This window comes from Micromonospora sediminicola (assembly GCF_900089585.1).
In the GTDB taxonomy this organism is placed as follows: Bacteria; Actinomycetota; Actinomycetes; order Mycobacteriales; family Micromonosporaceae; genus Micromonospora; species Micromonospora sediminicola.
The window spans coordinates 925,436-951,460 of record NZ_FLRH01000004.1; the positions used below are offsets into that span (position 1 = coordinate 925,436).

At 74.6% G+C, this 26,025-nt stretch carries 26 protein-coding genes and 1 pseudogene; 10 read left to right on the plus strand and 17 right to left on the minus strand.

Features of this window, described 5'->3' with window-relative positions:
- Window positions 1–12 precede the first annotated feature (12 nt).
- Window positions 13–897, minus strand: coding sequence for a tRNA pseudouridine(55) synthase TruB (truB, locus tag GA0070622_RS25760; RefSeq protein ID WP_091579932.1), 885 nt, complete (start codon window positions 895–897; stop codon window positions 13–15).
- Between the two features lie 109 nt (window positions 898–1,006).
- Here truB and GA0070622_RS25765 point away from each other — a divergent pair, with 109 nt between their 5' ends.
- The gene (locus GA0070622_RS25765; RefSeq protein WP_091579936.1) at window positions 1,007–1,996 is read left to right on the plus strand and encodes a hypothetical protein; all 990 of its coding nucleotides are present in this window, start codon (window positions 1,007–1,009) and stop codon (window positions 1,994–1,996) included.
- The gene (locus GA0070622_RS25770) at window positions 1,990–2,931 is read left to right on the plus strand and encodes a hypothetical protein (RefSeq protein WP_091579940.1); all 942 of its coding nucleotides are present in this window, start codon (window positions 1,990–1,992) and stop codon (window positions 2,929–2,931) included. Before GA0070622_RS25765 ends, GA0070622_RS25770 begins: the two co-directional genes overlap by 7 nt.
- 6 nt (window positions 2,932–2,937) lie before the next feature.
- On the opposite strand, the gene GA0070622_RS25775 is transcribed toward GA0070622_RS25770, so the two are convergent.
- From GA0070622_RS25775 to rimP, 13 genes and pseudogenes are all read right to left on the minus strand, one after another.
- Window positions 2,938–4,260 carry an MATE family efflux transporter gene (locus GA0070622_RS25775; protein WP_091579945.1) on the minus strand — a complete coding sequence of 441 codons (1,323 nt, stop codon included), beginning with the start codon at window positions 4,258–4,260 and terminating at the stop codon, window positions 2,938–2,940.
- 51 nt (window positions 4,261–4,311) lie between these two features.
- Window positions 4,312–4,824: a P-loop NTPase family protein gene (locus GA0070622_RS25780; RefSeq protein WP_091579949.1), complete on the minus strand. Its 513-nt coding sequence runs from the start codon at window positions 4,822–4,824 to the stop codon at window positions 4,312–4,314.
- A 563-nt stretch (window positions 4,825–5,387) separates the two neighbouring features.
- Window positions 5,388–5,597 (minus strand): DUF6186 family protein, encoded by a 210-nt coding sequence (locus GA0070622_RS25785; protein WP_172968016.1) that lies wholly within the window; start codon window positions 5,595–5,597, stop codon window positions 5,388–5,390.
- Entirely contained in the window at window positions 5,597–6,004 is a 408-nt protein-coding gene (locus tag GA0070622_RS25790) for a hypothetical protein (RefSeq protein ID WP_091579953.1), read from the minus strand. The genes GA0070622_RS25785 and GA0070622_RS25790 overlap by 1 nt, the downstream gene beginning before the upstream one ends.
- Before the next feature lie 109 nt (window positions 6,005–6,113).
- On the minus strand, window positions 6,114–6,665 hold the full coding sequence (locus GA0070622_RS25795; RefSeq protein ID WP_091579957.1) for a hypothetical protein: 552 nt from the start codon (window positions 6,663–6,665) through the stop codon (window positions 6,114–6,116).
- Between the two features lie 1,000 nt (window positions 6,666–7,665).
- Window positions 7,666–8,697, minus strand: coding sequence for a DHH family phosphoesterase (locus GA0070622_RS25800; protein WP_091579962.1), 1,032 nt, complete (start codon window positions 8,695–8,697; stop codon window positions 7,666–7,668).
- Window positions 8,694–9,197 carry a 30S ribosome-binding factor RbfA gene (rbfA, locus tag GA0070622_RS25805; protein WP_091579967.1) on the minus strand — a complete coding sequence of 168 codons (504 nt, stop codon included), beginning with the start codon at window positions 9,195–9,197 and terminating at the stop codon, window positions 8,694–8,696. Before rbfA ends, GA0070622_RS25800 begins: the two co-directional genes overlap by 4 nt.
- A gap of 203 nt (window positions 9,198–9,400) precedes the next feature.
- Window positions 9,401–9,694, minus strand: coding sequence for a DUF503 domain-containing protein (locus GA0070622_RS25810; RefSeq protein ID WP_091584000.1), 294 nt, complete (start codon window positions 9,692–9,694; stop codon window positions 9,401–9,403).
- Window positions 9,695–9,735: 41 nt separating this feature from the next.
- Complete coding sequence (locus GA0070622_RS25815; RefSeq protein ID WP_091579972.1) at window positions 9,736–10,779, minus strand: TRM11 family SAM-dependent methyltransferase; 1,044 nt, start codon at window positions 10,777–10,779, stop codon at window positions 9,736–9,738.
- Between the two features lie 76 nt (window positions 10,780–10,855).
- The gene (gene infB / locus GA0070622_RS25820) at window positions 10,856–13,849 is read right to left on the minus strand and encodes a translation initiation factor IF-2 (RefSeq protein ID WP_091579975.1); all 2,994 of its coding nucleotides are present in this window, start codon (window positions 13,847–13,849) and stop codon (window positions 10,856–10,858) included.
- A 93-nt stretch (window positions 13,850–13,942) separates the two neighbouring features.
- Window positions 13,943–14,279 (minus strand): annotated as a pseudogene (locus GA0070622_RS25825) (YlxR family protein).
- 15 nt (window positions 14,280–14,294) lie between these two features.
- Complete coding sequence (gene nusA, locus GA0070622_RS25830) at window positions 14,295–15,338, minus strand: transcription termination factor NusA (RefSeq protein ID WP_091579980.1); 1,044 nt, start codon at window positions 15,336–15,338, stop codon at window positions 14,295–14,297.
- Window positions 15,335–15,985, minus strand: a complete 651-nt coding sequence (gene rimP / locus GA0070622_RS25835; RefSeq protein WP_091579984.1) for a ribosome maturation factor RimP — start codon at window positions 15,983–15,985, stop codon at window positions 15,335–15,337. Before rimP ends, nusA begins: the two co-directional genes overlap by 4 nt.
- A 264-nt stretch (window positions 15,986–16,249) precedes the next feature.
- Here rimP and GA0070622_RS25840 point away from each other — a divergent pair, with 264 nt between their 5' ends.
- The 7 genes from GA0070622_RS25840 to GA0070622_RS25870 all read left to right on the plus strand — a co-directional run bounded on the left by GA0070622_RS25840 (window position 16,250) and on the right by GA0070622_RS25870 (window position 22,773).
- Window positions 16,250–16,702, plus strand: coding sequence for a hypothetical protein (locus tag GA0070622_RS25840; protein ID WP_176558895.1), 453 nt, complete (start codon window positions 16,250–16,252; stop codon window positions 16,700–16,702).
- Between the two features lie 149 nt (window positions 16,703–16,851).
- Entirely contained in the window at window positions 16,852–17,310 is a 459-nt protein-coding gene (locus GA0070622_RS25845; protein ID WP_091584005.1) for a ferritin-like domain-containing protein, read from the plus strand.
- Window positions 17,311–17,379: 69 nt separating this feature from the next.
- Window positions 17,380–17,961: a PadR family transcriptional regulator gene (locus GA0070622_RS25850; protein ID WP_091579992.1), complete on the plus strand. Its 582-nt coding sequence runs from the start codon at window positions 17,380–17,382 to the stop codon at window positions 17,959–17,961.
- A gap of 19 nt (window positions 17,962–17,980) precedes the next feature.
- On the plus strand, window positions 17,981–18,712 hold the full coding sequence (locus GA0070622_RS25855) for an ABC transporter ATP-binding protein (RefSeq protein ID WP_091579995.1): 732 nt from the start codon (window positions 17,981–17,983) through the stop codon (window positions 18,710–18,712).
- A complete protein-coding gene (locus GA0070622_RS25860) occupies window positions 18,709–21,390 on the plus strand; it encodes an FtsX-like permease family protein (protein WP_091580000.1) in 2,682 nt (893 codons plus the stop codon). The genes GA0070622_RS25855 and GA0070622_RS25860 overlap by 4 nt, the downstream gene beginning before the upstream one ends.
- A gap of 52 nt (window positions 21,391–21,442) precedes the next feature.
- On the plus strand, window positions 21,443–21,919 hold the full coding sequence (locus GA0070622_RS25865; RefSeq protein ID WP_091580004.1) for a nitroreductase family deazaflavin-dependent oxidoreductase: 477 nt from the start codon (window positions 21,443–21,445) through the stop codon (window positions 21,917–21,919).
- A gap of 137 nt (window positions 21,920–22,056) precedes the next feature.
- Window positions 22,057–22,773 carry a hypothetical protein gene (locus GA0070622_RS25870; protein ID WP_091580008.1) on the plus strand — a complete coding sequence of 239 codons (717 nt, stop codon included), beginning with the start codon at window positions 22,057–22,059 and terminating at the stop codon, window positions 22,771–22,773.
- 11 nt (window positions 22,774–22,784) lie between these two features.
- Here GA0070622_RS25870 and GA0070622_RS25875 read toward each other — a convergent pair whose 3' ends face one another.
- Window positions 22,785–23,501 carry a VIT1/CCC1 transporter family protein gene (locus tag GA0070622_RS25875; protein WP_091580011.1) on the minus strand — a complete coding sequence of 239 codons (717 nt, stop codon included), beginning with the start codon at window positions 23,499–23,501 and terminating at the stop codon, window positions 22,785–22,787.
- Window positions 23,498–24,355, minus strand: a complete 858-nt coding sequence (gene map / locus GA0070622_RS25880) for a type I methionyl aminopeptidase (protein ID WP_091580016.1) — start codon at window positions 24,353–24,355, stop codon at window positions 23,498–23,500. The genes GA0070622_RS25875 and map overlap by 4 nt, the downstream gene beginning before the upstream one ends.
- A 94-nt stretch (window positions 24,356–24,449) precedes the next feature.
- On the opposite strand from map, the gene GA0070622_RS25885 reads away from it, so the two are divergent.
- Complete coding sequence (locus GA0070622_RS25885; RefSeq protein WP_245666820.1) at window positions 24,450–24,764, plus strand: STAS domain-containing protein; 315 nt, start codon at window positions 24,450–24,452, stop codon at window positions 24,762–24,764.
- Between the two features lie 13 nt (window positions 24,765–24,777).
- Here GA0070622_RS25885 and GA0070622_RS32710 read toward each other — a convergent pair whose 3' ends face one another.
- Complete coding sequence (locus GA0070622_RS32710) at window positions 24,778–26,022, minus strand: FUSC family protein (RefSeq protein WP_176710573.1); 1,245 nt, start codon at window positions 26,020–26,022, stop codon at window positions 24,778–24,780.
- Window positions 26,023–26,025 lie beyond the last annotated feature (3 nt).

Consider the following 26,025-nt stretch of genomic DNA (forward strand, 5'->3'; position numbering starts at 1 on the left):
GCCCGCGCGCCGTCAGGCCGGGGCCAGCACGATCTCCGCGCGGGCCCGTCCGTCCCGCTCGCTGACGATAGCGATCAGCCCGCCGGCCGGGCCGAAGACCGCGTACGGCCCGGCGATCCCCACCGGGGCCAGCGGCCCGCCGTGGGAGAGCACCCGGGCCTCCTCGGCGGTGGCGTCCCGGCGCGGGAAGTAGCGGTCGGCCGCCGCGTCCAGCGACAGGTTCACCACCTCCGGGGCGCGCTCCTCCAGCTGGTCGAGCGTGGCCGCCTCGGCCAGCGTGAACGCGCCGACCGAGGTGCGGCGCAGCGCGGTGAGGTGCCCGCCGACCCCGAGCGCCACGCCCGCGTCGCGGGCCAGGGCCCGGATGTACGTCCCGGACGAGCAGGTGACGTCGACGTCCACGTCGACCACGTCCGGGGTGTCCCGGCGGATCGCCCGCACGTCCAGCCGGGAGACGGTCACCCGGCGGGCGGGCAGCTCGACGGTCTCCCCGTCGCGGACCCGCTTGTACGCCCGCTGTCCGTCGATCTTGATGGCGCTGACCGCGCTGGGCACCTGGTCGATCTCGCCGGTGAGCACGGCCAGCGCGGCGCGTACCGCCTCGTCGGTGACCGCGCCGGCCGGGGTGCTCGCGACCACCTCGCCCTCGGCGTCGTCGGTGACCGTGGACTGCCCCAGCCGGATCGTCGCGGTGTAGCTCTTGCCGGCGCCGATCACGTAGGTCAGCAGCCGGGTCGCCCGGCCCACCCCGATCACCAGCACGCCGGTGGCCATCGGGTCCAGGGTGCCGCCGTGGCCCACCCGGCGGGTGCGGGCCAGTCGCCGCACGCGGGCCACCACGTCGTGCGACGTCATGCCGCCGGGCTTGTCGACCACGATCAGACCGTCTGCGCTCACGACCGCCAAGCCTGCCAGACGGCGGTGATCGGCCCCGCGGGGGATACCGCCCGGGTCACCGGGGGTGTCAAGATCAGCCGCCGTCCGCCGCGCCTGCCCGGGAAGCCCGATGACCGATCCCCGTTCCGCACCCGACCCCCACCCTTCCCACGAGGCCCTGGGGCCGGTTCCCGACTGGCTCCGCCAACCCACCCCGGAGGTCGCGCCGGGCCGGGCCGACCGGTGGCGGATCGGCCTGAGCCGGCACTCCGCGAAGCTGCTCGGCGGCGCGGCCGCGCTGCTCCTGCTGGTCTGCGCGGGCTCGGTCGCGGCGGCCGGCTACCAGGGACTCCAGCGTTGGCGCGAGGTCCCGGTGGCGTACCCCACGGTCAGCCCGCCGAGCGGCGAGCAGGCGGTCAGCTCGGCGTCGCCCCCGCCGGCCGCCGGGCCGTTCGACGGCACCCCCGCCGCCGACTTCGCCGAGGGCGCGGCCGGCATCGCCCTGCCCCGCGCCCGACGAACCGGCGCGTTCACCGAGAAGCAGGTGACCGACGCGCTGGCCAAGGTCCGCAAGGCGCTGGTCACCGGCCGGCTGGACCGCGCGTTCCTCACCGCGAAGGATCCGGAGCGGCTGGTGCGACAGTTCGCCCCGGACGACCGCGCCACCGTGCGGGCGGACTTCGCCAGCGGCGGCGCCGCCAACTACGCCACCCGGTTCGGGCCGAGCACCCGGTTGACGACCGACCAACCCCGGGTGCGGGGGCGGATCTCGTACCGCGCCACGCGGGACTCCGACGGCATCCGGGTGCTGGAGGTCACCACCAACTTCGTCTGGGTCTACGCCGTCCAGAGCGTGCGCACCCTGGCGGACCCCGAGGTCATCCTGGTGCACGACACCGTGGTCTGGCAGGTGCCTCACCCGGGCGACGTCATCGCCGCCTCCCGTGGCCTGTGGATGCAGGACGCGGAGTCCTACGCGACGAACGTGGAGTGCGCCAGCCTAAACAAGGGCCTGCTCGAGCTGGAGATCACGCCGAGCTACGGCGGCTCCGGCGACGGGGAGCACCCGGACGCCGCGTACGACCTGGACCGCTCGCTCAAGGTCGCGGAACAGTGCTGAGCCGACCGGGCTCCGAGCGCGACGGCCACCCCGACTGGCTGGACCGGTTGGAGCGGGAGATCCGGCCGAGTCTCCTCGTACGCCTGCGGATCTGGTGCCGGCGGCGCGCCCGCCGGCTCGCGGCGGCGCTCGGCGTGGTGCTGCTGCTCGCCGCGACCGCCGGCGCCGCCGGTTACGGCTACCGACAGCTCCGACGTCCGGCGTCCACGCCGCCGCCTGCGGCCACCGGGGCTGCGGCCACGGCGGGACCGACGACGCCACCGGACGTCTTCGCCGACACCCCGGCGGCGCACTGGCCGGCGGGGGCGGCGGGGATCGTGCTGCCCCCGGCCCGCCCGACCGGCGGCCTCACCGCCGCCGAGGTGGCCGCCGGGCTCGACCGGGTCCGCGCCGCGATGCTGACCGCCCGCCTGGACCGCGCGTTCATGACCGGCGACAACCCGACCCCGCTGCTGCGCCACTTCGCCCCGGCCGCCCGCGAGTCGGTGCGCAAGGACTGGTCGACCGAGACGATCGGCACGTACGCGACCCGGCTGGCCCCGGACGCCCGGCTCACCCCGGACCAGCCGCGGACGAAGGGCCGGTTCACCTACCGCGCCGTCCGGCAGGCCGACGGCGTACGGATGCTGGAGGTGACCAGCAACTTCGTCTGGGTCTACGGGTTCCGCGACCTCGCCTCCCGATCCGGTCACTCGGTGGTCGTGCTGCACGACGAGATCGTCTGGCGGCTGCCGCACGCCGGCGAGGTGGCACGGGCGGACCGGGGGCTCTGGTTGCACCGGATGTCGAGCTACGGGTCGGGCGTGGACTGCGACGCCGTGAAGCTCGGGCTGATCCGCCCCGGCGGCCTGGACCCGGCCGGCATCGGCTCCCCCGAGGACCCCGACGCGCTGTACGACCCGGAGCACCCGATCGAGCTGCCGGTCTCCTGCTGACCGGCGTCAGCGGACCGCGCCGACCACCGCCCACGCGCCCGAGCGCATCCGCAGCAGCAGGCCGACCAGCCGCAGCACCACGAACAGCGTCAGCCCGGCCCAGATCCCGCCCAGCCCGAGGTCGAACCCGTAGGCCAGCCAGATCGCCGGCAGGAACCCGCCGAACGCACACACGATCGTGAGGTTGCGCAGGTAGCGCACGTCGCCCGCGCCGATCAGCACCCCGTCGAGCGCGAACACCACGCCGCCGATCGGCTGGAGCGCGACGAACCAGGGCCAGGCCGTCATGGCCTGCTCGCGTACCTGCGGATCGGAGCTGAACCACGACGGCACCACGCCGGCGCCGGCGGCGATCAGCACCGCGAAGGCCACGCCGCACAGGCCGCCGAGCAGCGCGACGCGGCGGGCCAGGAACCGCGCGCCCGCCGCGTCGCCGGCGCCGAGCGCGGCGCCGACCAGTGACTGCGCGGCGATGGCCAGCGCGTCGAGCACCAGCGCGGTGAAGAACCACAGCTGTACGGCGATCTGGTGCGCGCCGACCGCGGCGGCGCCGAAGCGGGCCGCGACGGCTGTGGCGGACAGGAAGCTGGCCTGGAACGCGACGCCCCGCACGAGCAGGTCCCGGCTGAGCACGAGCTGCTGCCCGATCACCCGGGGCCGGGGCCGCAGCGAGACCCGCTCGCGCACGAGCGCCGCCGCGAACAGCACCCCGGAGAGCGTCTGCGCGATCGCGTTCGCCACCGCGGAGCCGACCAGGCCCAGCCCGGCCGGATAGACCAGCAGCGGGCAGAGCACCGCGGAGAGCAGGTTCGGGCCGAGCACGAACAGCAGCGGGCGCCGGGTGTCCTGGATGCCGCGCAGCCAGCCGTTGCCGGCGGCGGCGAGCAGCAGGCCGGGCGCGCCGAGCGCCGCGATCCGCAGCCATCCGGCGGCGGCGTCGGCCACCTCGCCCGGGCCGCCGACGAGGGTACGCGCCAGCGCGCCGCCGCCGATGCCGATGGCGACCGCCACCAGCACTCCGGTGGCGAGCGCGAGCCACGACGCCTGGACGCCCTCGGCCACCGCCGCGGCCCGGTCCCCCGCCCCGAACCGGCGGGCCGAGCGGCCCGTGGTGCCGTACGCGACGACCGTGCCGATCCAGGCGGTCAGGGTCATCACGGTGCCGCCCACGGCGAGCGCGGCGAGCGGCACCCGGCCCAGGTGACCCACCACGGCGGTGTCGACCAGGACGTAGAGCGGCTCGGCGGCCAGCACCACCAGGGCGGGCAGCGCGAGGGCGGCGATCCGCCGGGGCGAGGCGGCGGTGGCGAGGGCGGCGGTGGTGCTCATCGCCGCCGATCCTGGCACGCCTTCGGTAAGGTGTGCAAGGCAAGCGATCACTTACGCGAGGCGGTCCAGGAGGCGCGCGACGTCGCGCGGCCCGCGCAGCCGGTGCACCGGGATCGTGGGCGCGTACGCGGCGACGGCCGCGAGCACCCGGGGGCGGGAGTCACGGGGATAGCGCCAGACGTGGCGCAGGAGGTCGAGGTCGATCCGCTCCGGGCAGCCGTCGGGAAGGTCGGCGCGGGGGTCGGAGACCGCGCGGCCGGTCCAGCGGCGGCGCAGCACCCGGGTCAGGCAGAGGATGCGGGAGGGGTCGCAGAGCATCAGGGCGTCGGCGCGGGGCAGCCGGAGGTCGAGGGTGCCCGCGTAGTTGCCGTCCATCACCCAGGCGGGGCGGGCGGCCAGCGACGCCACCTCGGCACGGAAGTCGGCCGGTGCCGGCGCGGTCCAGCCGGGCCGCCAGTAGTGCCGGTCGAGGTGGATCAGGGGCAGGTCGAGACGCCGGGCCAACTCACCGGCGAGCGTGCTCTTGCCGGCGCCGGAACTGCCGACGACGAGGATGCGGCGCACCGGGAGACGGTAGCGCCGCCGTGCGGTATCCGCTGACCGGTGCGGCGCCGTCGCGGCCCGCGGGCCTCCGGTCGCGTACGGCGGTGACGTCGGCCTCGGCCCGGGCGAACGGTGCGGGTGCCCGGCCCGGCCGACGTCACCGCCGGACGACCTGCGTCACTGACGGGTGTCCATCGAGGTCTGCAGCGCGCGGCGCATCTGCTCGCGCGCCTCGTCGGTGGTGGTCTCGGTCTGCGGCTTGCGCTTGCTCGGCATGGAATCGAGTCCTTCCAGGGTGCGGACCACCGAGGCGCGGCGGCCCTACGGGCGTCCGGCGCTCCGACCGGACGCGACGACCGTCGCGCCGCGACCGGGAGTCGTCGGCCTGCTGAGCGCCGGCAGCGGTCCGGGATCACCGGAGCGGCTCGCCTGGCAGCGTGAGCCCGGGTCGGTCTGACCCTGGAGGGAGGCGATGCCGGGTGTGGCACCACCGCCCGTGACCAGCGCCGCGAAGCGCCGGCCCTCACCCAAATTAACGTTCACTTTCCAGATGTTGCCCACTGTTCCCGCAATGCGGACACCCGTCAGCGGGCCAGGAAGTGCCAGCCGAGCCACCACCAGAAGCCGAACAGGCCGATCCGGCCGACCGGGACCGGGCCCACCTCGTACCGCATGACGAAGGCGCACACGTCGGCCAGCGACGGGATCCGGGAACCCTCCCGACGGGCCGCCCACTCGACGGCCGCGAACAGCAGCAGCGCGGCCAGGAACCCGCCGATCGCCAGAGCGCGCATCATCGGCGGACCAGTCCCCAGAACGCGGCCAGCCAGGCGAACCAGGCGGCCGAGCGGGCCAGGTGATCCTCCAGCAGCGGATCGGCCAGGCGGGAGAACGTCGGGAAGTCGTCGCCCACGGACAGCACGAACGTCGCCCCCTCGAAGACCCCGAAGACGGTGACCGGCAGCAGCCACCACAGCGCGCCGGACGGCAACCGACGTGGGGCCGGACGCCTCGGCACCCGGTTGTTCAGCCCGACCCAGATCAACCCCCCGCCCGTACCGAGGATGTAGAGGTTCGCCGCGGTCGAGAACGACGGCAGTTGACCACCGACCAGGGAGAGGCAGATCAGCACCGGTACGGAGACGACCGGCCGGTCCCAGACCCGGGGCGCATCGACGGTGAGCTCGCGGGGATGATCCATCACCCGATTGTCCCCAGCGTGACGTAACGCGGGAAGACCGGCACGCCTCGTGATTCCGTCGAATACGACGAAGGCCGGCACCCCGGTTTCGGGGTGCCGGCCTTCGGTGTCACTTGGTCCAGTGCTGGTTCACGATGTCGGTGGCCTGCTTCTCCCACTGGGCGTAGGCGTCGGGGTAGGCGGAGACCTGGACGGTCTGGGCGGCGTCGGTCAGGGGCATCTTGTCCCAGCCGTCGACCTGCTTCAGGCCCTTGAGGAAGGCCAGGGTGGAGTACTCGGGGTCGGTGATCTGCTCCGGCGTGCCCCAACCGGAGGAGGGGCGCTGCTGGAACAGGCCCAGCGAGTCGTGGTCATTCTTGTCGCCGAGGTGGCCGAGGTTCTCCAGCTTCGACTCCTGCAGGGCGGTGGCGATCGAGATGACCGCGGCCCGCTCCGGCAGGCCGGCCTTCTTCGTGACGGCGATGATCGCCTTGGCGTTGGCGGTCTGCTCGTCGTTCAGGGTGATGCGCGACTGCTCGCCCTGCACGGACGCGACCGCGACGGGCTTGGCGGCGGCGTGGGCGGGGGTGTCGGCGTGGGCGGCGACCGGACCGGCGAACACGCCACCGGTGAAGGCCAGACCAGCGATACCGAGAATGCTCTTGCGCAGGATCGTGTTCATGAGGGGGCTCCATTCGGGGGTCAACACACCCGGGGGGGTGCGGGCACCGTCAGGCGCGCGAAAAGCCTTGAAGGGGGATCCGGCACGCTCGTGGAGCCGGGGGGCCAGCTCACGGGGCCGGGGATGTCCGGCTGGCTCGCGGGGCGGGGGGCCTGCACGCGGCGCCGGGATGATGTGTAACGACCGGCGGCCTGCCGTCATTCCCCGGGGACGGGGGTGGCGGCTCAGGGGTTCGCTGCCTGCTCGGTCGTTCACCCGTCTACAACGCCGCCGACCCGCCGCCGATTCCACGCCCGGGGTGCCGCCCACCACCGCTGAACCGGACAAGCCACCCCAGTCCACGCACCCGGGCGGGTGGAGACCGCGCGCATCCCGACCCCGCAGACACCCATGACGTTCCACCCACCGGCCGCCAACCCCGCGAGTGGAACACCATGGGTGCCTCCCGGCCGCGGAGACACCCACCACGTTCCACCCAGCGCCCGCCAACCCCGTCAGTGGAACGCCATGGGTGCCTCCCGACCTCGCAGACACCCCTCACGTACCACCGGCGCCGGGACGTCTCCGGAACACGGACGCACTGCCTGTGCGCTCCCTTCCCTCCCCACCGCTCGCCCGCTCGCCCGCTCGCCCGCCCGCTCGCCCGCTCGCCCGCTCGCCGAGATCTTGGAAGCAAACGGCCCCCAGAGGGACCCCGAACTTCCAAGATCTCCCCCAGAAGCGGACAGCCGACGCAATCCGCGCTTACGCCCGACTGAAAGCCACGACGTCGGGGAGCTGGCGGGGTCGGGGCCGAGCCCGCGACGGGGGCCGATCAACCCGACGCCAGGACCGGGAGCGGCAGGTGGCGGCGGCATCCGGCGGGCGGAGACGCCGCCACGAAACACACGCCAGGACCGGGAGCGGCATGGCGGCGGCATCCGGCGGGCGGAGACGCCGCCACGACAAACACGGCAGGACCGGGCGACGGTGTCGGAGAAGCAGGCGGGAGGCGGGCCGGTCAGGAGTGCGGGGTGAGCACCTCGGCGCCGAGCGCGGCGCGGATGTTCCCGACCACCTCGTCGAGCGGGCCCCGGCCGGTGAAGCCGGCCGCGAACCGGTGCCCGCCGCCGCCGAGCGCCACCGCCACCCGGCTCACGTCCACCGCGCCCTTGCTGCGCAGCGAGACCGCCCACTCGGCGTCGCCGGACTGCTTGACCACGCAGCTCACGTCCGCCTCGGCGGTGCAGCGCACCGAGTCGATCAGCGCCTCCAGCACGTACGCCGGCTGGTCGTGGCGGGCCAGGTCGTCGTGGGTCGCGTACGTCCAGACCAGGCCGTGCCCGGCGGCGGCGGCGGGTTCCAGCGTGGCCCGGCCGAGCACCTCGCCGAAGAGCCGCACGGCGCCGAACGGGCGGGTGTCGAAGATCCGCCGGGAGATGTCGCCGGGGCGGATGCCGGTGGCGAGCAGGCGGGCGGCCATCTCGTGCACCGCCGGGGTGGTCGCCTCGAAGCGGAACGAGCCGGTGTCGGTGGTCAGCGCCACGTAGAGCCCGGTCGCCATCTCCGCGTCCAGCGGGACGCCGAGCCGGTCCAGCAGGCCCAGCGCGACCACGGAGGTGGCCGCGGCGTGCGGGTCGACCAGGTTGATCCGGCCGAAGCCGGTGTTCGAGGCGTGGTGGTCGAGCACCAGCGACGTGCCCGCCCGGCCCAGCCGGTCGACCAGGTCGCCCAGCCGGGAGTCGCCGGCCGCGTCGAAACAGATCACCAGGTCCGGATCCGGGTACGCGTCGTCCTGCGGCACCAGCAGCTCGACGCCGGGCAGCCAGCGGAACGGCTCGGGGACGCCGGGTGGGCCGGGGAAGGTCGCCTGGAGATGGCGTACGCCGAGCCGGCGCAGCCCCAGCCCGAAGCCGAGCATGCTGCCGAGCGCGTCCCCGTCCGGGTTGACGTGGCAGATCAGGAGCACCCGCGCGTCGGCGGGGAGCCCGCGTACCGCCTCGACGGCGGCCGCCCACTCGGCGTCGGTGGGACCAGGGCCGGCCCCGGTCACCGGCGGTCGCCGCCGCGCGGTTCGTCGTCCCCGGTCGGCTCGTCCCCGGCCGCGGCGTTCCCGGCCGGCGAGTCCTCGTCCTCGTCCTCGACCCGGTACGGCTGGGCCTCGCCCGCGTAGGAGGACGTGGCGGCCAGCCGCTGCACCTCGGCGTCGGCGTTGCGCGCGGCCGCGAGCAGGTCGTCGATGTGCTTGACCTGGTCCTGCACGTCGTCGAGGACGAAGGTCAGCGTCGGCGAGTGTCGCAGCCCGAGGGCCTTGCCGACGGTGCTGCGCAGCATGCCCTTGGCGCTCTCCAGCGCGGCGGCGGTGCTCGCCTGGGCCGCCGCGTCGCCGAGCACGGTGTAGAAGACGGTGGCGTCGCGCAGGTCGGCGGTGATCCGGGCGTCGGTGATCGTGATCATGCCGAGCCGGGGGTCCTTGATCTGGCTCCGCACCAGCGACGCGACCAGTTCACGGATGCGCTCCGCGTGCCGGCGTACCTTGGCCGGATCCGACATGTCCCCACCTCCACGATCACGGTTCACCGGCCCCGACCCCGTGCCCGGCGCGTCGGGCGCCGTGCCGTGATCGGGAGCCGTCGGCCGGAGACGGACGACGCCGGGCGCCGCCGGGTCCGACCGCCCAACGTCGAAGAACATTACCCGCGTCCGGTCGGGCGTCGCGCGGCACGGCCGGGCTGCCGCGCGACGCGCCGACGGCGTCAGTCGTCCGCGCCGTGCAGGCGGCGGCGTACCGACAGCAGTTCGGTCTCCGGACGGGCGGCGACCAGCCGCTCGCAGGAGTCGAGCACCTCGCGGACGTGGGCCGGCTCGGCGGCCACCACGGCCACCCCGATCTCGGCCCGGCCGTGCAGGTCGAGCGCGCCCACCTCGGCGGCGGAGACCTCGAACTTGCGCAGCGCGGCGACGATCGGCCGGACGTAGGACCGCTTGGCCTTCAGGGAGCGGGAGTCGCCCGAGAGCAACAGGTCGAACAGCGCGGTTCCGGTATACACGGCGAGCAACGGTACGCGGGCGGGCACCGCCCGGCACGCGATTAAGGGGCGACCGCCACCAGCACGTCCCGCTCGATCGCCTGGTCGACCCGGTGGGCGAGGTCCCGCCAGCCGGGCCCGTCGACCACCCGCAGACCGGCGTCGGTCAGCACCGCCTCCGCCGCCGCGCGCGGCGCCACGTGGGTGTTCCAGGACAACCCCACCGCGCCGCCCGGCCGCAGCAGCTCCCGCCACACCGGTACGGCGGCGCTGAGCAGTTCCAGCGGGCTGCGGGACAACCCTTGCCCGGTGCGGCTGCCGTGGGCCACCCCGTACGGCGCGTCGGTAACGATCACGTCGGCGCAGCGGGGCCGCAGCACCTCGCGGGACCGGGTGGTGTCGGTGTTCAGCACGACGACCCGCTGGGTGACGCCGGCCCGGTGCGCGTCCCGGGACGGGGAGAGCACCGCCTCGAAGCGGCGGGCGACCAGCTTGCGGTCCCGGCGCACCGACGTGGTCTCCGCCGTGTGCTTGAGCCGCTTGCGGCGCAACCAGGTACGCAGGAACGCCGTGTACGCCTCCACGTCCTGGAGGTCGCGTTCGACCCCGATGCCGTCGTGGCCGTACATGAGCGCCTGGTTGAGCGTGGTGCCCCGGCCGCAGAGCGGGTCCAGCACCACCAGCCCGCCGTCGAGCATCCGGGGCGCGGCGGCCGAGGCGAGCAGCGTGACGTTGAGCAGCAGCCGGGTGAACTGCTCGTTGGTCTTGCCGGCGTACTTCTGGATGGTGATCAGGTCGGAGTCGTAGTGCGCCAGCGGGTGCAGCGGCACCGGCCGGAGCAGGTCGTCGCCGACCCGCTCGAAGAGCGCGTACGCCGCCGACAGGTTCGCCAGGTGGGCCAGGTCGCGGGTGCCGAGCCCGGGCTCGGGGGCGGTGAAGGTCAGGTACTCCACCCCGCCGATCCGCTCCGCCGCGACGTCGGCGGGGGCCGCGTCGAGCATCCCGGAGCCGGCGAAGATCTCCAATTCGGCGCGGGTCAGCCGGCCGGCGGCGTCGGCGTAGACGCGGTTGGCGGACGGGGCGAGCAGCAGCGCGTACCTGGGCACGCCGGAGATTGTTCCAGCCTGCGGAAACGGCGACGGCCGGGGCCCTGGGGCCCCGGCCGTCGTCATGTCACACCGCTCAGGCGCGCGGCTTCTCCCGCATCTCGAAGGTCTCGATGATGTCGCCGACCTGGACGTTGTTGTAACCGCCCAGCGTCAGACCACACTCGAAGCCTTCGCGGACCTCGGTCGCGTCGTCCTTGAACCGCTTCAAGGAGCTGATCGTGAGGTTGTCCGCCACGACCGCCCCGTCCCGCAGCAGCCGCGCCTTGGCGTTGCGGCGGATGAGACCGGACCGGACGATACAGCCGGAGATGTTGCCGATCTTGGACGAGCGGAAGACGTCGCGGATCTCCGCGGTGCCCAGCTCGACCTCCTCGTACTCCGGCTTGAGCAGACCCTTGAGCGCGGCGTCGATCTCCTCGATGGCCTGGTAGATGACCGTGTAGTACCGGATCTCCACGCCCTCGCGGTCGGCGATCTCGCGGACCTTGTTGGCGGCCCGCACGTTGAAGCCGATGATCGTGACCGCCTCGTTCGAGGCGCTCGCGAGCATGACGTCGCTCTCGGTGATCGCGCCCACGCCCCGGTGGATGATCCGGAGCTGGACCTCCTCGGGGATGTCGAGGTTGAACAGCGCGTCCTCGAGCGCCTCCACGGAACCGGAGCCGTCGCCCTTGAGCACCAGGTTGAGCGAGGTCTTCTCGCCCTCCTTGAGCTGCTCCATGAGCGTCTCGAGAGTGGCCCGGCCACGGGAGTTGGCGAACGACGCCGCCCGCCGCCGCGCCTGCCGCTGCTCGGCGATCTGCCGAACGGTCCGGTCGTCCTCGGCGGCCAGGAAGGTGTCACCCGCACCCGGCACCGTGGTCAGACCGAGCACCATGACCGGACGCGCCGGCCCGGCCTCGTCGACCGGCTTGCCGTTCTCGTCCAGCATGGCCCGGACCCGGCCGTGCGCCCCACCGGCGACGATGGAGTCGCCGGCACGCAGGGTGCCCTTCTGCACGAGCACGGTCGCCACCGCGCCCCGGCCCTTGTCCAGGTGCGCCTCGATGGCCACACCCTGCGCCGGCCCGTCGATCGGAGCGGTCAGCTCCAGTGACGCGTCGGCGGTCAGCAGGACGGCCTCGAGCAGCTCCTCGATGCCGATACCGGGCTTCGCGGCCACGTTGACGAACATCGTGTCGCCGCCGTACTCCTCGGCGACCAGGCCGTACTCGGTCAGCTGCTGGCGGACCTTGTCCGGGTTCGCCTCGGGCTTGTCGACCTTGTTGACCGCGACCACGATCGGCACGTCCGCCGCCTTGGCGTGGTTGAGCGCCTCGATGGTCTGCGGCATCACGCCGTCGTCCGCCGCGACCACGAGGATCACGATGTCGGTGACCTGCGCACCACGGGCACGCATGGCGGTGAACGCCTCGTGACCCGGGGTGTCGATGAAGGTCACCGCGCGGTCCTCGCCCTCGTGCGGGACGTGCACCTGGTAGGCGCCGATGTGCTGGGTGATGCCACCCGCCTCGCCGGCCACCACGTTCGCCTTGCGGATCGCGTCGAGCAGCTTGGTCTTACCGTGGTCGACGTGACCCATGACGGTCACCACCGGCGCACGGCTGACCAGGCGGTCCGCCGCGACCTCGGCGTCGAGGTCGATGTTGAACTGCGCGAGCAGCTCGCGGTCCTCGTCCTCCGGGCTGACGATCTGCACGTCGAAGCCGAGGTGCTCACCCAGCAGCAGCAGGGTCTCGTCGGAACACGACTGCGTCGCGGTCACCATCTCGCCCAGGTTGAACATCTCCTGGACCAGCGAACCCGGGTTGGCGTTGATCTTGTCGGCGAAGTCCGACAGCGAGGCGCCACGGGACAGCCGGACGACCTGACCCTGGCCACGGGGAGCACCCGAGGACATGGTCGGGGCCGACAGGTTGTCGAACTCCTGTCTGCGCTGCTTCTTGGACTTGCGACCACGGGTCGGCCGACCACCCGGACGCCCGAAGGCACCCGCGGCGCCGCCGCCACGGCCACGACCGCCGCCACCCGGACGGCCACCGCCGCCGGCCGGCGGACGGAAACCGCCACCGGGTGCGCCGCCACCGCCACCGGGGCCACCGCGGTAGCCACCGCCACCGCCGCCGCCACCGGGACCGCCGCGGTAGCCACCGCCACCGCCGCCGCCACCGGGACCGCCGCGGTAGCCACCGCCGCCGCCACCGGGACGACCCGCGCCGCCACCGGGACCGCCACGACCGCCACCGGGGCCGCCGGGGCGACCCGTGGTCGGGCGCTGGCTCGGCATGGACGCCGGGCTGGGCCGCGGCGGCATGGACGCCGGGCTCGGCCGCGGCGGCATCCCGGCCGGGCTGGGACGGGGACCGCCCGCACCCGCGGCCGGCGGCCGCTGCTGCTGGCCACCCTGGATGCCGAACGGGTTGTTACCGGCGCCCCGCGCCGGCGGACGACCACCGGGCCGGGCACCCGGACCCTGGCCCGGGCCACCGGGCCGACCGGCGGCCGGGGAACCCGGACGCGGCGGCATGGCGTTCGGGCCGGGACGCGGACCGGGGCGGGGACCGCCCTCGGCCGGAGGCTCCCGGCGAACGGTCTCACGCTGCTGCTGGCGGGCGGCCTGCGCGGCCTTGACCGCGGCCTCCTGCTCAGCCTTCAGCGCGGCGGCACGCGCCTCGGCGGCCGCCACTTCGATGTCGTGCGCGCTCGCCGGCTTGGCGACCGGGGTCGCCGGCTGCGGCGGGCCGGGGACCGGGCCCTTGGGCTTCGGTCCTGGAGCCGGCGCGGCCGGACGCCGGGGCGGCGTCGGCCGGGCCGAGACCCGGGGAGCGCCCGGGGTCGGGGTGGGCGTCGGGGTCGGTGCCGGTCCGCTGGGCGCGGCCGCCGGCGGGGCGGCGGGCGCCGAGGAACCGGCTACGAACGCGCTCCGCAGCCGTCGGGCGACAGGCGCCTCGACGGTGCTGGACGCGGACTTCACGAACTCGCCCATCTCCTTGAGTTTGGCGAGAACGGTCTTGCTTTCGACCCCGAGCTCCTTGGCAAGCTCGTGTACGCGGGCCTTTCCTGCCACTGCACTCCTCACTCCGAGGTCGTGCGGGCAGCACCCGCAGCGACCTCACTCGTGCACTTGAAGCCTGGTCATTTCAGGGACTTCATCGTGTGCTCATGTCGGTCGTCCTACCTTGCTAGCGACCCTCGACCGGACGGGCTTGACCGGTCGTCGGGGGTTGCGCGTCGACGTGCTCCGCGAGCGCACCGTGGTCGGGGACCCCGGTGACGCGCAGCGCCCGCCCGAAGGCGCGGCGCCGCACCGCTTGCGCGAAGCAGGCCGGATTGGGGTGCATGTTCGCTCCCCGACCCGGCAGTCTGCGGACCGGATCGGGCCGAAGACTGGTCTGACCAGCCTTGTCACCGACCGCGACGACCCGCAGCAACTCGCTGGCCGGCGCTCGTTTCCGGCAGCCCACACAGGTGCGCTCCGGCAGCGCGCGTCGTGCCACTGAGCAAGTCTACCCCTAGCTGCTCGAGATCGCGCCGCCCGGCTCCGGGACGTGATCAGCTCCGCCCCGCGCGGACGGGCCGGCGGTCTCCGCGTCGGAGCGGATGTCGATCCGCCAACCGGTCAGGCGGGCCGCGAGGCGGGCGTTCTGCCCTTCCCGGCCGATCGCGAGCGAGAGCTGGAAGTCCGGAACGGTGACCCGGGCGGTACGGCTGGCCAGGTCGACCACCTCGACCCGCAGGGCCTTGGCCGGCGAGAGGGCGTTGCCGACGAAGGTGGCCGGGTCGTCCGACCAGTCGATGATGTCGATCTTCTCGCCGTGCAGCTCGCTCATCACCGCGCGGACCCGCTGGCCCATCGGGCCGATGCAGGCGCCCTTGGCGTTGACGCCGGAAGCGGTCGACCGGACGGCGATCTTCGTGCGGTGACCTGCCTCACGGGCGATCGCGCCGATCTCCACCGTACCGTCGGCGATCTCCGGCACCTCCAGCGCGAACAGCTTCTTCACCAGCGCCGGGTGCGAACGGGACAGCGTGATCTGCGGCCCGCGCATTCCCTTGGCGACGTGCACCACGACGCAGCGGATCCGCTCGCCGTGCTCGTACCGCTCGCCGGGGACCTGCTCGGACTGGGGCAGGACGCCCTCCAGCTTGCCCAGGTCGACGCTGACGATGCCCTTCTCCCGGCGGGTCTCGTGCGCCTGCACCACGCCGGTGACCAGGTCACCGTCGCGGCCGACGTACTCGCCGAAGTGCACCTCGTCGGTGGCCTCCCGCAGCCGCTGGAGGATCACCTGCTTCGCGGTCATGGCGGCGATCCGACCGAAGTCGTGCGGGGTGTCGTCCCACTCCCGGGTCACCGTGCCGTCGGCGTCCAGCTCCTGCGCGTAGACCGAGGCGGCCCCGCTCTTGCGGTCGATCTCCACCCGGGCGTGCGCCTCGGCGCCGTCGGTGTGCCGGTAGGCGGTCAGCAGCGCGGTCTCGATCGCCGCGAGGATCGTGTCGAACGGGATCTCCCGCTCGCGCTCCAGGGCGCGCAGCGCCGCGAGGTCGATGTTCACCTCTCCTCGTCCTCCAGATCTTCGTCGTCGTCGTCGATGTCGGTGTCGTCACCGAGGTCCTCGTCGTCCAGGCGGGAGAACTCCACCTGGACCCGGCCGGGGCCCAGTTCGGCGTACGCGTGCGTGACGGGCCCGGCGTCGCTCTCCAGCTCCACCCGCTCGTCGTCGGCGGCCGTCACCCGGCCGGTGAGCTGCCGGTCGCCGGCCCCGCCGCGCACGGTGACCTTGACCAGCCGGCCGACGTTGCGTCGCCAGTGCCGGGGCAGGGTGAGCGGACGGTCCACACCGGGGGAGCTGACCTCCAGCTGGTACTCGCCGGCGACGATGTCGCCGCCGGCCTCCTCGGCCGCGTCCAGCGCCGCGGAGACCGCCCGGGACACGTCCGCGACGGCGTCCAGGTTGATCCCGCCGTCGGCGTCCACGATCACCCGGACCACGTGCCGCCGGCCGGCCCGGGAGACGGAGAGGTCCTCCAGGTCGTAGCCGGCAGCGGTGACCACCGGCTCGATCACCTCGCGCAGCCGGGTCCGGCGCGCGGCGAGGTCGCCGCGGGGTGCGCCGCCCCGGTCCGCGCCGCGGGGGCCGTCGGACCGGCGAGGCCGTCCGCTGGGCCCCGTCGGCCGGGTGGCACGGCCACGCTGCGTCATTCCGCGTACCTCTCTGCTGTTGCCACGGCCCACCGGGCCGTGTTGGTCCCGCGCCGGCGCGGGCGGTCGTCCCGCCATGCCGGTACGCCACCGGGGCGTCCGCGCCCGGTGGCTGCGCAGAGCGTAACGCTTGGGCGCGGCGGCGGCCCGGGCGGCGCACCGACGACCCTGCCCCACGGGGCGGCGGAGATGGTGTTGACTTGTGCGGTGGGGACCGGCAGAACACCATCCGACCAGGTCAGAGCGGGGCATTCCCGGCGTCGCCTGCTGCGCGCGGGCGCGCTCGTGGCGCTGGGTGGCGCGACCGCGCCGCTGACTGGTTGTGATCTTTTCGACCGTGACGACGAGCCGTCGCCGCCGGACGCGTTGGAGCCGTTGGCGGCCGAGGCGCTCGCCCTGGAGGCCCGCTACCGGGCGGCGGCGACCGCCGCGCCAGCGCTCGCCGCGCGGCTGACCCCGATCGCCGACGCGCACCGGGCGCACGCCGACGAACTGCGCCGGGTGATCGGTCGGCCGGCGCCCTCCGGCACGCCGGCGGCCGACCCGTCGGGCGCGCCGGTCACCGAGCCGGACGGGGTGCTGACCGACCTGCGCCGGGCCGAGCAGCAGGGCCGGACCAACGCCGCGAAGGCGTGCGCCGCCGCGCCGGCCGAGCGGGCCGCGCTGCTCGGCTCGATCGCCGCCGCCCGGGCCACCCACGTGGAGGCCCTGAAGTGAGCGAACGCACCGAGCGCAGCGAGGGCCGTGAGCGCACGCCCGGCTTGCACAGCGTGAGCGAACGCACCGAGCGCAGCGAGGGCCGTGAGCGCACGCCCGGCTTGCACAGCGTGAGCGAACGCACCGAGCGCAGCGAGGGCCGCCAGGCCCTGCCCGGCCGGTACGCCCCGAGCCCGACCAGCGGCCCGACCCAGGCCCTCGCCGACGCGCTCGCCGCCGAGTACGCGGCGATCTGGGCGTACGGGGTGATCGGCGTGCACCTCACCGACGCGGCCCGCACGGCCGCCCGCGCCGCCGAGGCGGCCCACCGGTCCCGCCGCGACGCGTTGCTCCTCCAACTCGCCGAGGGCTCCGGCCAGGTGCCCGCCGACCGGGCCGGCTACGCGCTGCCCTTCCCGGTGACCGACCGGGCCGGCGCGCTGCGGCTGGCGGTGGAGATCGAGGAGCGGACCGCCGGGCACTGGCGGGCCGCGCTGCCGCACACCACCGGCCCCGACCGCAACACCGCACTCGCCGCGCTCACCGACTGCGCGTTGCGGGCCACCCGCTGGCGGCGTACGGCGGGGGTGACTCCGGTCACCGTCGCCTTCCCGGGCCGCACGGCCTGAGCGCGGGCCCGGTCACCCGGCGGAGCCCTGCGGTTGCGGGCCGCATACCAGGTATGCATACTCCACGCCATGTCCATCCGTCACGGCCTGCTCGCCCTGCTCGAACGCGGCCAGATGTACGGCTACCAGCTGCGCGCCGCGTTCGAGGAGTCGACCGGGTCGACCTGGCCGCTGAACATCGGGCAGGTCTACACCACGCTCGCGCGGCTGGAACGCGACGGACTGGTCCGCCCACTGCCGGAGAACGAGGGCGGGCAGCGGCCGTACGAGATCACCGACGCCGGGCGCGCGGACCTGGCGCTCTGGTTCGCCACGCCGATCAGCCGCGCGGACCGGCCCCGGGACGAGCTGTCGATCAAGCTGGCGTTGGCGCTGACCACCCCCGGGGTGGACGTCCGCGCGGTGGTGCAGACCCAGCGCAGCGCCACCATGCGTGCCCTGCAGGAGTTCACCCGGTTGAAGTACGCCAGCGACAAGCCGGAGGATCTGCCCTGGCGGTTGGTGCTGGACGCGATGATCTTCCAGGCCGAGGCCGAGGTGCGCTGGCTCGACCACTGCGAGACCAGCCTGGTCCGGCACCGCCCGGCGCCGGCCCGACCGGCGGACCACCCCGAGGCGGTGGACCGGGCCGGCGACGAAGCCCGCCGGTGAGGCGGCACGGGAGGCGCGGATGAACCCGACCGACGGGGTGCTGGAGCTGCGTGCGGTGCACCGCACGCACGGTGGCGGCGAGGCCGCCGTGCACGCGCTGCGCGGCGTCAGCCTCACCGTGGCCGCCGGCGAGATGGTGGCCGTGATGGGCCCCTCCGGCTCCGGCAAGTCCACCCTGCTGGCGCTGGCCGGCGGCCTGGACCGGCCCACGGCCGGTGAGGTGCTGGTCGAGGGCGAGGCGCTCGGCGGGCTCGCCGCCCGCGAGCTGGCCCGCCTGCGCCGGCGCCGGATCGGGTACGTCTTCCAGGACCTGAACCTGCTCGGCAGCCTGACCGCGGTGGAGAACGTGGCCCTCCCCCTGGAGCTGGACGGCACCGGGGTGCGGGCGGCCCGCCGGCTCGCCCTGGCCGCGCTGCGCGAGGTGGACGTCGCCGGCCTGGCCGACCGCTTCCCGGACCAGATGTCCGGCGGCCAGCAGCAGCGGGTGGCGATCGCCCGGGCGCTGGTCGGCGAGCGCCGGCTGGTGCTGGCCGACGAACCGACCGGGGCGCTGGACTCCCAGGCCGGCGAGGCGGTGCTGCACCTGCTGCGCCGCCGGGTGGACGCCGGCGCGGCCGGCGTGCTGGTCACGCACGAGGCCCGCCACGCCGGCTGGGCCGACCGGGTGGTGTTCCTGCGCGACGGGGTGCTGGTCGACTCGACCGCCCCGCTGGTCGGGGTCGAGCACCTGCTCAGCGGCAGCAGCCGGTGAACCGCGGGCGGTTCGCCGCCGCGCTCCGGTCGTGGCGGCCCGCGCTGCGGATCGCCCGGCGCGAGGCGCTGCGGTCCCGGCGGCGCACGCTGCTGGTGCTGGCGATGATCGCGCTGCCGGTCCTCGGCCTCAGCTTCACCGCCGCCAGCTACGACATGTCGGACCTGACCCGGGCGGAACGGCTCGACCGCCGGCTCGGCGGCGCCGACGCCGAGCTGCGCTGGACCGACCTGTCCCCGGTCACGCAGGATGCCTGGGGCGAGTCGGCCTGGTCGGTCGGGGACGACCCGGTCCCCCGGACCCGCCCGGTCACCGCCGACGAGTTGCGGGCGCTCCTGCCCGCCGGCAGCCGGGTCACCCGGGTCCGCTGGTGGCTGTCGTTCGAGACCCGGATCGGGCGCAAGGTCAGGTCGATGGACGCCCGGGCCGTCGACTTGACCGATCCGCTCGCCCGGCCGCTGGCCCGGGTACGCGAGGGCCGCCCCCCGACGCGCCCGGACGAGATCGCGGTCAACGCGGCCGCGCTGCGCCGGCTGGACACCCGCGTCGGCGCGCCGGTGCGCACGACCGACGGCACCACCTACCGGGTGGTCGGCGTGGTCGAGTTCCCCGACAACCTGCGCGAGATGGTCACGCTGGCCGACCTTGCCCCGGACAGTCCACCGGCCGAGTCGAGCTGGCTGGTGGACCTGCCCGGCTCGGTGGACCCCGCGCTCGTCGACCGGCTGAACGCGCAGGGCGTCCAGGTGACCACCCGTACCAGGCTGCCGGGGCGGCAGGAACTGGCCCGCGGTCCGTCCATCCCCGACGTCGAGCAGACCGGCAGCGTGGCGCTGGTCGGCGGGCTGGGCCTGCTGGAGGTGGTGCTGCTCGTCGGACCGGCCTTCGCGGTCGGCGTCCGCCGCCGGCGACGGGACCTCGCGCTGGTCGCGGTGGCCGGTGGCGACGCCGCGCACCTGCGCCGGATCGTGCTCGCCGACGGGGTGGTGCTCGGCGCCGGCGGGGCCGCCCTCGGCCTGCTGCTCGGCGTCGGGACGGCGATCGCCGCGCGACCGCTGGTCGAGCAGTACCTGCTCCAGGAGCGGATGGCCGCGTACCGGGTCTTCCCGACCGCGCTGGCCGCGATCGCCGCGGTGGCGGTGCTGGCCGGGGTGCTCGCGGCGCTCGCGCCGGCCTGGGCCGCGTCCCGGCAGGACGTGGTGGCCGGCCTGGCCGGGCGGCGCGAACCACCCCGGCCGGGCCGCCGGTGGTTGCTGATCGGTCTCCTGCTGACCGCCGCCGGCACCGCGCTGGCCGCGTACGCCGCCTCCCGGACCTCGCCCACCGGGGTGCTGGCCGGCGTGGCCCTCGGCGAGCTGGGGCTGGTCTTCTGCACGCCCATGCTGGTCGGGTTGCTCGCCCGGGCCGGGCGACTGCTGCCGCTGACGCCCCGGCTCGCGCTGCGCGACGCCAGCCGCAACCGGTCGTCGGCCGCGCCGGCCATCTCGGCCGTGATGGCGGCGGTCGCCGGCAGCGTGGCGCTCGGCGTCTACCTGGCCAGCGACGACGCCCGCAGCCAGGCGCTCTGGCAGCCCGGCCTGCCACCGGGCAACATGATCCTCATGCCCGCCGGCGGGCCGGTGACCGGTTCGCCGCCGGCGGCCGGCGCGGTCGCCGAGCGGGTGCGGACGGTGCTGCCGGGCGCCACCGTCAGCACGGTGGCCGGCGCGGTGTGCGCCCGCCCCGCCGGCCCGGACGACTACTGCATGGCCGTCGCCGTGCGTCCGCCGACGGAACGGTGCCCGTACGGGCCGTACGAGGAGGGTCCCGCCTCGACCCGGCACGACCCCCGCTGCGTCCAGCCGTTCCGGGAGCCGGACGACGTCTCGCTGCCGACGCTGGTGGACGACGGCGGCGCGCTGGCCGCGCTCACCGGCGCCCCGGCCGACGAGCTGGCCGCCGCGCGCCGCGCCCTGGCCGCCGGTGGCGTCGTGGTCACCGACCCCCGGCACCTGGTGGACGGGCAGGTGCGACTGGAGGTCAACCGCACCTCGGACAGCCGGACGACGGTCCGGCACCTGCCCGGGTACGTCCTGCGCGGCGGCCTCCCGGTCGACCGGCTGGTGCTCTCCCCCGCCGCCGCGACCACGCTCGGCCTGGCCGCCGAGCCGCTGGGCTACCTGGTGGACACCACCGGCCCGCCCACCGAGCGGCAGCGTGAGCGGCTGACCGAGGAACTGGCCGCGGTCGTCGAGCTGTCCGCCCAGATGGCGACCGCACAACCGCCGTCGAACCAGCGGCCGTTGCTGCTCCTGCTGGCCGCCGCGTCGGGGGTGATCACGCTCGGCGCCGCCGCGGTCGCCACCGGCCTGGCCGCCGCCGAGGGCCGCCGGGACCTGTCCACGCTCGCCGCGGTCGGCGCCGACCCCCGGGTACGCCGGGTGCTGTCGCTCTGGCAGGCCGGGGTGATCGCGGGCATCGGCTCGGCGCTGGGCATCGTGGCGGGGCTCGGCTCGGCCGCCGTCATCCTGGCCGCGCTCAACCAGCGGTACGCGCAGTCCTGGCCGGTGCAGCCGCCGTACCCGCTGACCGTGCCCGGCCAGACCATGACGGTGCTGGTGGTGGTGCCGGTGGTGGCGATGCTGGGCGCGGCGCTGCTCACCCGCTCCCGCCTGCCGGTCGAACGTCGCCTCGACTGACCGGGGTCCGCAGGGGGGTGACGGGGCGCGGCGGGGGCGGCAGACTGGACGGGTGACCGCTCTGGGATCCCTCACCCGCCGCCTCGGTCACCAGCAGTGGTTCGCCACCACCATGCGTCTGCTCGTCCCCGCCGACCGGCTCGTCGGCCGGCTGACGAAGGGTCGCGTGGTCGCCTTCGGGCTGGTGCCCACACTGGTGCTCACCTCCACCGGCCGCCGCTCCGGCAAGCCCCGCAGCAACCCCCTGGTCTACGTCCCCGACGGCGACGCCTACGTGGTGATCGGCTCGAACTGGGGGCAACGACACCAACCGTCCTGGACGTTCAACCTGATGGCCCACCCGGGCGCCGAGGTGGACGTCAAGGGCCGCCGGATCCCGGTCACCGCCGAGCAGGTCACCGGCGAGGAACGGGAACGGCTGTTCCAGCGGCTGGTGCAGGAGTGGCCCGCGTACCGCACGTACGTCGAGCGGGCCGGTGGCCGCGAGATCAAGGTCTTCCGCCTGGCCCCAACCGCCAACCGGTCCTAGGGGTCCGGCGGACGGCACGGGTCTGAGCCTCCTCGCGGTGCCCCCTTGCCACCGGGGTCGCGGCGAGGTGGGTGCGCGGGCCGACCTGACTGGGGTGGCTGGAGGCCGCCGCGTTGTTCGCCGGATGGAGGTGGACGTTGACCGCCGAACGGAGTCTGGACGACCCGCGGTGGCGGGTGGCCGAGCGGGTAGGGGACGCCGTCCTCCGCCGCTTCCCGGCCGACGTGCTCGCGGTCGCGGTGCACGGCCCGCTCGCGCACGGCGACGACGACGGCGGCGGGGACAGCGAGGTGGGGCTGCTCGTCGCCACCTACCGACCGGGTGCCGGGCCGAGGCCGTCCACCCGCCGCGTCGACGGGGTGCTGGTCGACCTGACCGTGGCCGGGGCGGACGACTACCTGCGGCGGGCGACCACGATCACGGCGGGCTGGCCGCTGGCGGCTGACCGGTACGTCACCACCCGCGCCCTGCACGATCCGACCGGCTGGCTGCCGAAGCTGCGCGACGAGCACCTCGCCCGGCTGGCCCGGGCCCGACCGGCCGAGTTCACCACCGCCGCGCGGCAGGCCTGGTACCGGGGCAGCGCGGCGCACGCCCGCGCGCTGCGGCTGGCCGAGTGGTACGAGACCGACCAGGCGCTGCTCGTGCTCGGTGAGGCCCGGCTGGCCGCCGCGACCGTGCAGGGGCTGTTCAGTCGCACCTACTTCCGCGATCCGGGGGACGCGGTGCGGCGGACCGGGCTGGCCGGGGCGGACATGACCGAGGTGGGCGCGGTGTTGACCCGGCAGGCCGAGGAACTGGCCGCCCGGGGCCGGCCGGTCGACGGCACCGTCGACGACCTGCTGGACGGCTGAGCGCGGGGCCGTCAGCCGATACCGCCACCAACCCCGATCAGCGCGCCGATCAGATAGGTCGCGCCGGCTGCCAGCGCGCCGAGCAGCAGCTGCCGCAGGCCGCCGCTCCACCAGGCGCGGTAGGTGAACCGGGCCACGATCGCCCCGGCGAGGAAGAGCCCCACGCCGCCGACGCCGAGGGCCAGCCACAGGCTGGTGAAGCCGAGCAGGTACGGCAGCAGCGGCACCAGGGCGCCGATCGAGAAGCAGATGAACGACGAGATCGCCGCCGCCCACGGGCTGGGCTGGTCGTCGGGGTCGACGCCCAACTCCTCCCGGACGTGGACGCGCAGCGCCTCCTCCGGGTTGGCGCGCACCGCCTCGGCGACCTGGGTGGCCAGGTCGCGGGGCAGCCCGCGGGCCACCCACGCGTCGGCCAGCTCGCGGGCCTCCGCCTCCGGGTGCCGTTCCAGCTCCCGCCGCTCCTTGGCCACCTCGGCGGCCACCTGCTCGTTGGCGGACCGGACGCTCGTGTACTCGCCCAGACCCATCGAGATGGCGCCGGCCACCAGGCCGGCCGTGCCGGTGAGCACGACGCTGCGCGGGGACACCCCGCCGCCACCGACACCGGCGATCAGCGCGATGTTGGTGACCAGACCGTCCATGGCGCCGAAGACCGCCGGCCGCAGCCAGCCGCCGGACACGTCCGCGTGGTGCGCCTCGCGCAGCGCCGCCGGGGTGTCGGTCACGGCAGGGTCAGGATCTCGTAGCCGTCGTCGGTCACGACGATGGTGTGCTCGAACTGCGCCGTCCACCTCCGGTCCTTGGTGACCACCGTCCAGCCGTCGTCCCACATGTCGTACTGGTGGGTGCCGAGGGTGATCATCGGCTCGATGGTGAAGGTCATCCCAGGTTCCATCAGGTCGGTGGGGCGCGGGCTGTCGTAGTGCGGGACGTAGAGGCCGCTGTGGAAGGCCTCGCCGATGCCGTGGCCGGTGAAGTCGCGCACCACGCCGTAGCCGAAGCGCTTGGCGTAGGACTCGATCACCCGGCCGATGACGTTGATCTGCCGGCCCGGCGCGACCGCCTTGATGCCGCGCATCATCGCCGCGTGGGTCCGCTCGACCAGCAGGCGGGCCTCCTCGCCCACCTCACCGACGCAGAAGGTCGCGTCGGTGTCGCCGTGCACCCCGTTCAGGTAGGCCGTGACGTCGACGTTGACGATGTCGCCGTCCTGGAGCACCGTCGAGTCGGGGATGCCGTGGCAGATCACCTCGTTGACGCTGGTGCAGCAGGACTTGGGAAAGCCCTTGTAGCCCAGCGTCGACGGGTAGGCGCCGTGGTCGCAGAGGAACTCGTGCACCACCTGGTCGATCTCATCGGTGGTCACCCCCGGCTTGCAGTGCTCACCCGCGAGCTGGGTGGCCCGGGCCGCGAGCCGACCGGCCACCCGCATCTTCTCGATGGTCTCCGGCGTCTGCACGTGGGACCCGCGCCACTCCTGCGGGCGCTTCTTCCCCACGTACTCGGGGCGCGGAATGTGGGCGGGGACCGCTCGCCACGGGGAGAGCGTGCCGGGGGTCAGCGGCGCACGGACGGTCATGTCCTCAGACTATCGCCGGCACCCCCGTGACCCCCGCCACGGCCCCGCCCACCAGGTTGTTGCCGTGCCGCAAACGCTGTGCCATTGTTGCTGCGTGGATCAAGGGGGTGCACCGCCCGTCTTCACCGTGACGGCGGAGGGCGAGGGCGACCACCTCCGTGTCCTGGTGACCGGCGAGGTCGACATGGCGACCGCGGACACCATGTTCCAGAGCGCGCTCCGCGAGCCCGCCAAGCTGCTCACGCTCGACCTGCGCGCGGTCACCTTCTTCGACTCGGCCGCCATCCACGCGGTGGTGCGGCTGTCCCAGCGCTTCCCGGGCGCGCTCGTCGTCCTGCCGTCCCGGCAGGTCCGACGCGTGCTGGAGATCTCCGGCCTGGGCGATCAGGACTGGCTGGCGGACACCTGAGCCGGCTGCCGGTTCAGGGCGGATCTTCCGCACCGTGCGTCAGCGGGCCGGCCGGCCCGGCCTGCGGGCGATCCGCTGCCGGCTTCCGCTCGCCGGGGTCCGTGGCGGTGTCGGGGGCGAGGTCGCGCCGTAGCGTCTCGGCGTCGTGCTTGCTCACACCGCTCGCGCGGATGGTGTTCACGGCGATGATGCTGATGTCGTTAGCCAGGTTGACGCCACCGATCCGCAGCCCGCTGGTGAGTGCCTCCTGAGCCTGACGGATGGCCGTCATCGCGGCTCGTTGGGACCGGGACGGCCGGTTGGCCGACGGCGACCACTCCACGGCCACGTGCCGGACGGCCTCGGCGAGGCTGTCGACGGCGTCCGCGAGCCGGGGCGGTACCGGCTCGTCGCTACGGAGCGCGCTCTCCAGGTTGAGCGCGAGGTCACGACTCTGCAGCAGGGAGCGCATCATCAGTGCGGCGCCGTGCCTCCAGCCCTCCAGCGAGTTGTGGTTGTGCCACCGCAGCGGTGAGATGCGGACGACCTCGACGGCCGCCGACAGCGCCGTGTCCAGGTCCGAGGTGTCGACGCCGCGCAGTGTGTCGAGGGCCCGCTTGGCCAGCTCGGCGTCCCGATTCCGGGCGGCCTCGGCCACCCGGTCCAGTTCGGTGGCGATGCGGTCGAGCAACGGTCGACCGGCGCGCCGGATCCGGTGGATCGGGTGCAGGGGGAGCACCACCAGCGCGACGAGGATGCCCACCACCCCGCCGACGATGCCGTCGACGAAGCGCGGCACCGCCAAATTCGTGTTGGCCGGGGCCAGCACCGCGATCACCATGGCGCTGCCACCGACCTGGGTCACGAACGACCCCTCGCCGCTCAGCAGCACGGCGAACAGGATCGATGCCGCCACGATGACACCGATCTGCACGTGGCCCTGCCCCACCCAGGAGACCAACAGGTCGCCGAGGGTGATGCCGACCGCGACACCGGCGACCAGGAACAGGGTCCGGCGGAAGCGCTGACCCACCGAACTGGCGATGGTGCCCACCGCCACGGCGGGCGCGAACAGGGGCTGGGGATTGTCCAACACGTCGTTGGCGATCCACCACGCGCCGGCCGCGGCCACGCCCGACTGGACCGCCACGAGCAGGCTCAGTCGCAGCCGTACCAGTCGGTCGCGGGCCGTGGCGGAGCCGGTCCGCCGCACCGCGCCCCACGCCGCTACGACCGGGTCGTGGGTCGCGCGCGGGCCCGCCGGATCCCCTCGTCTCACCAC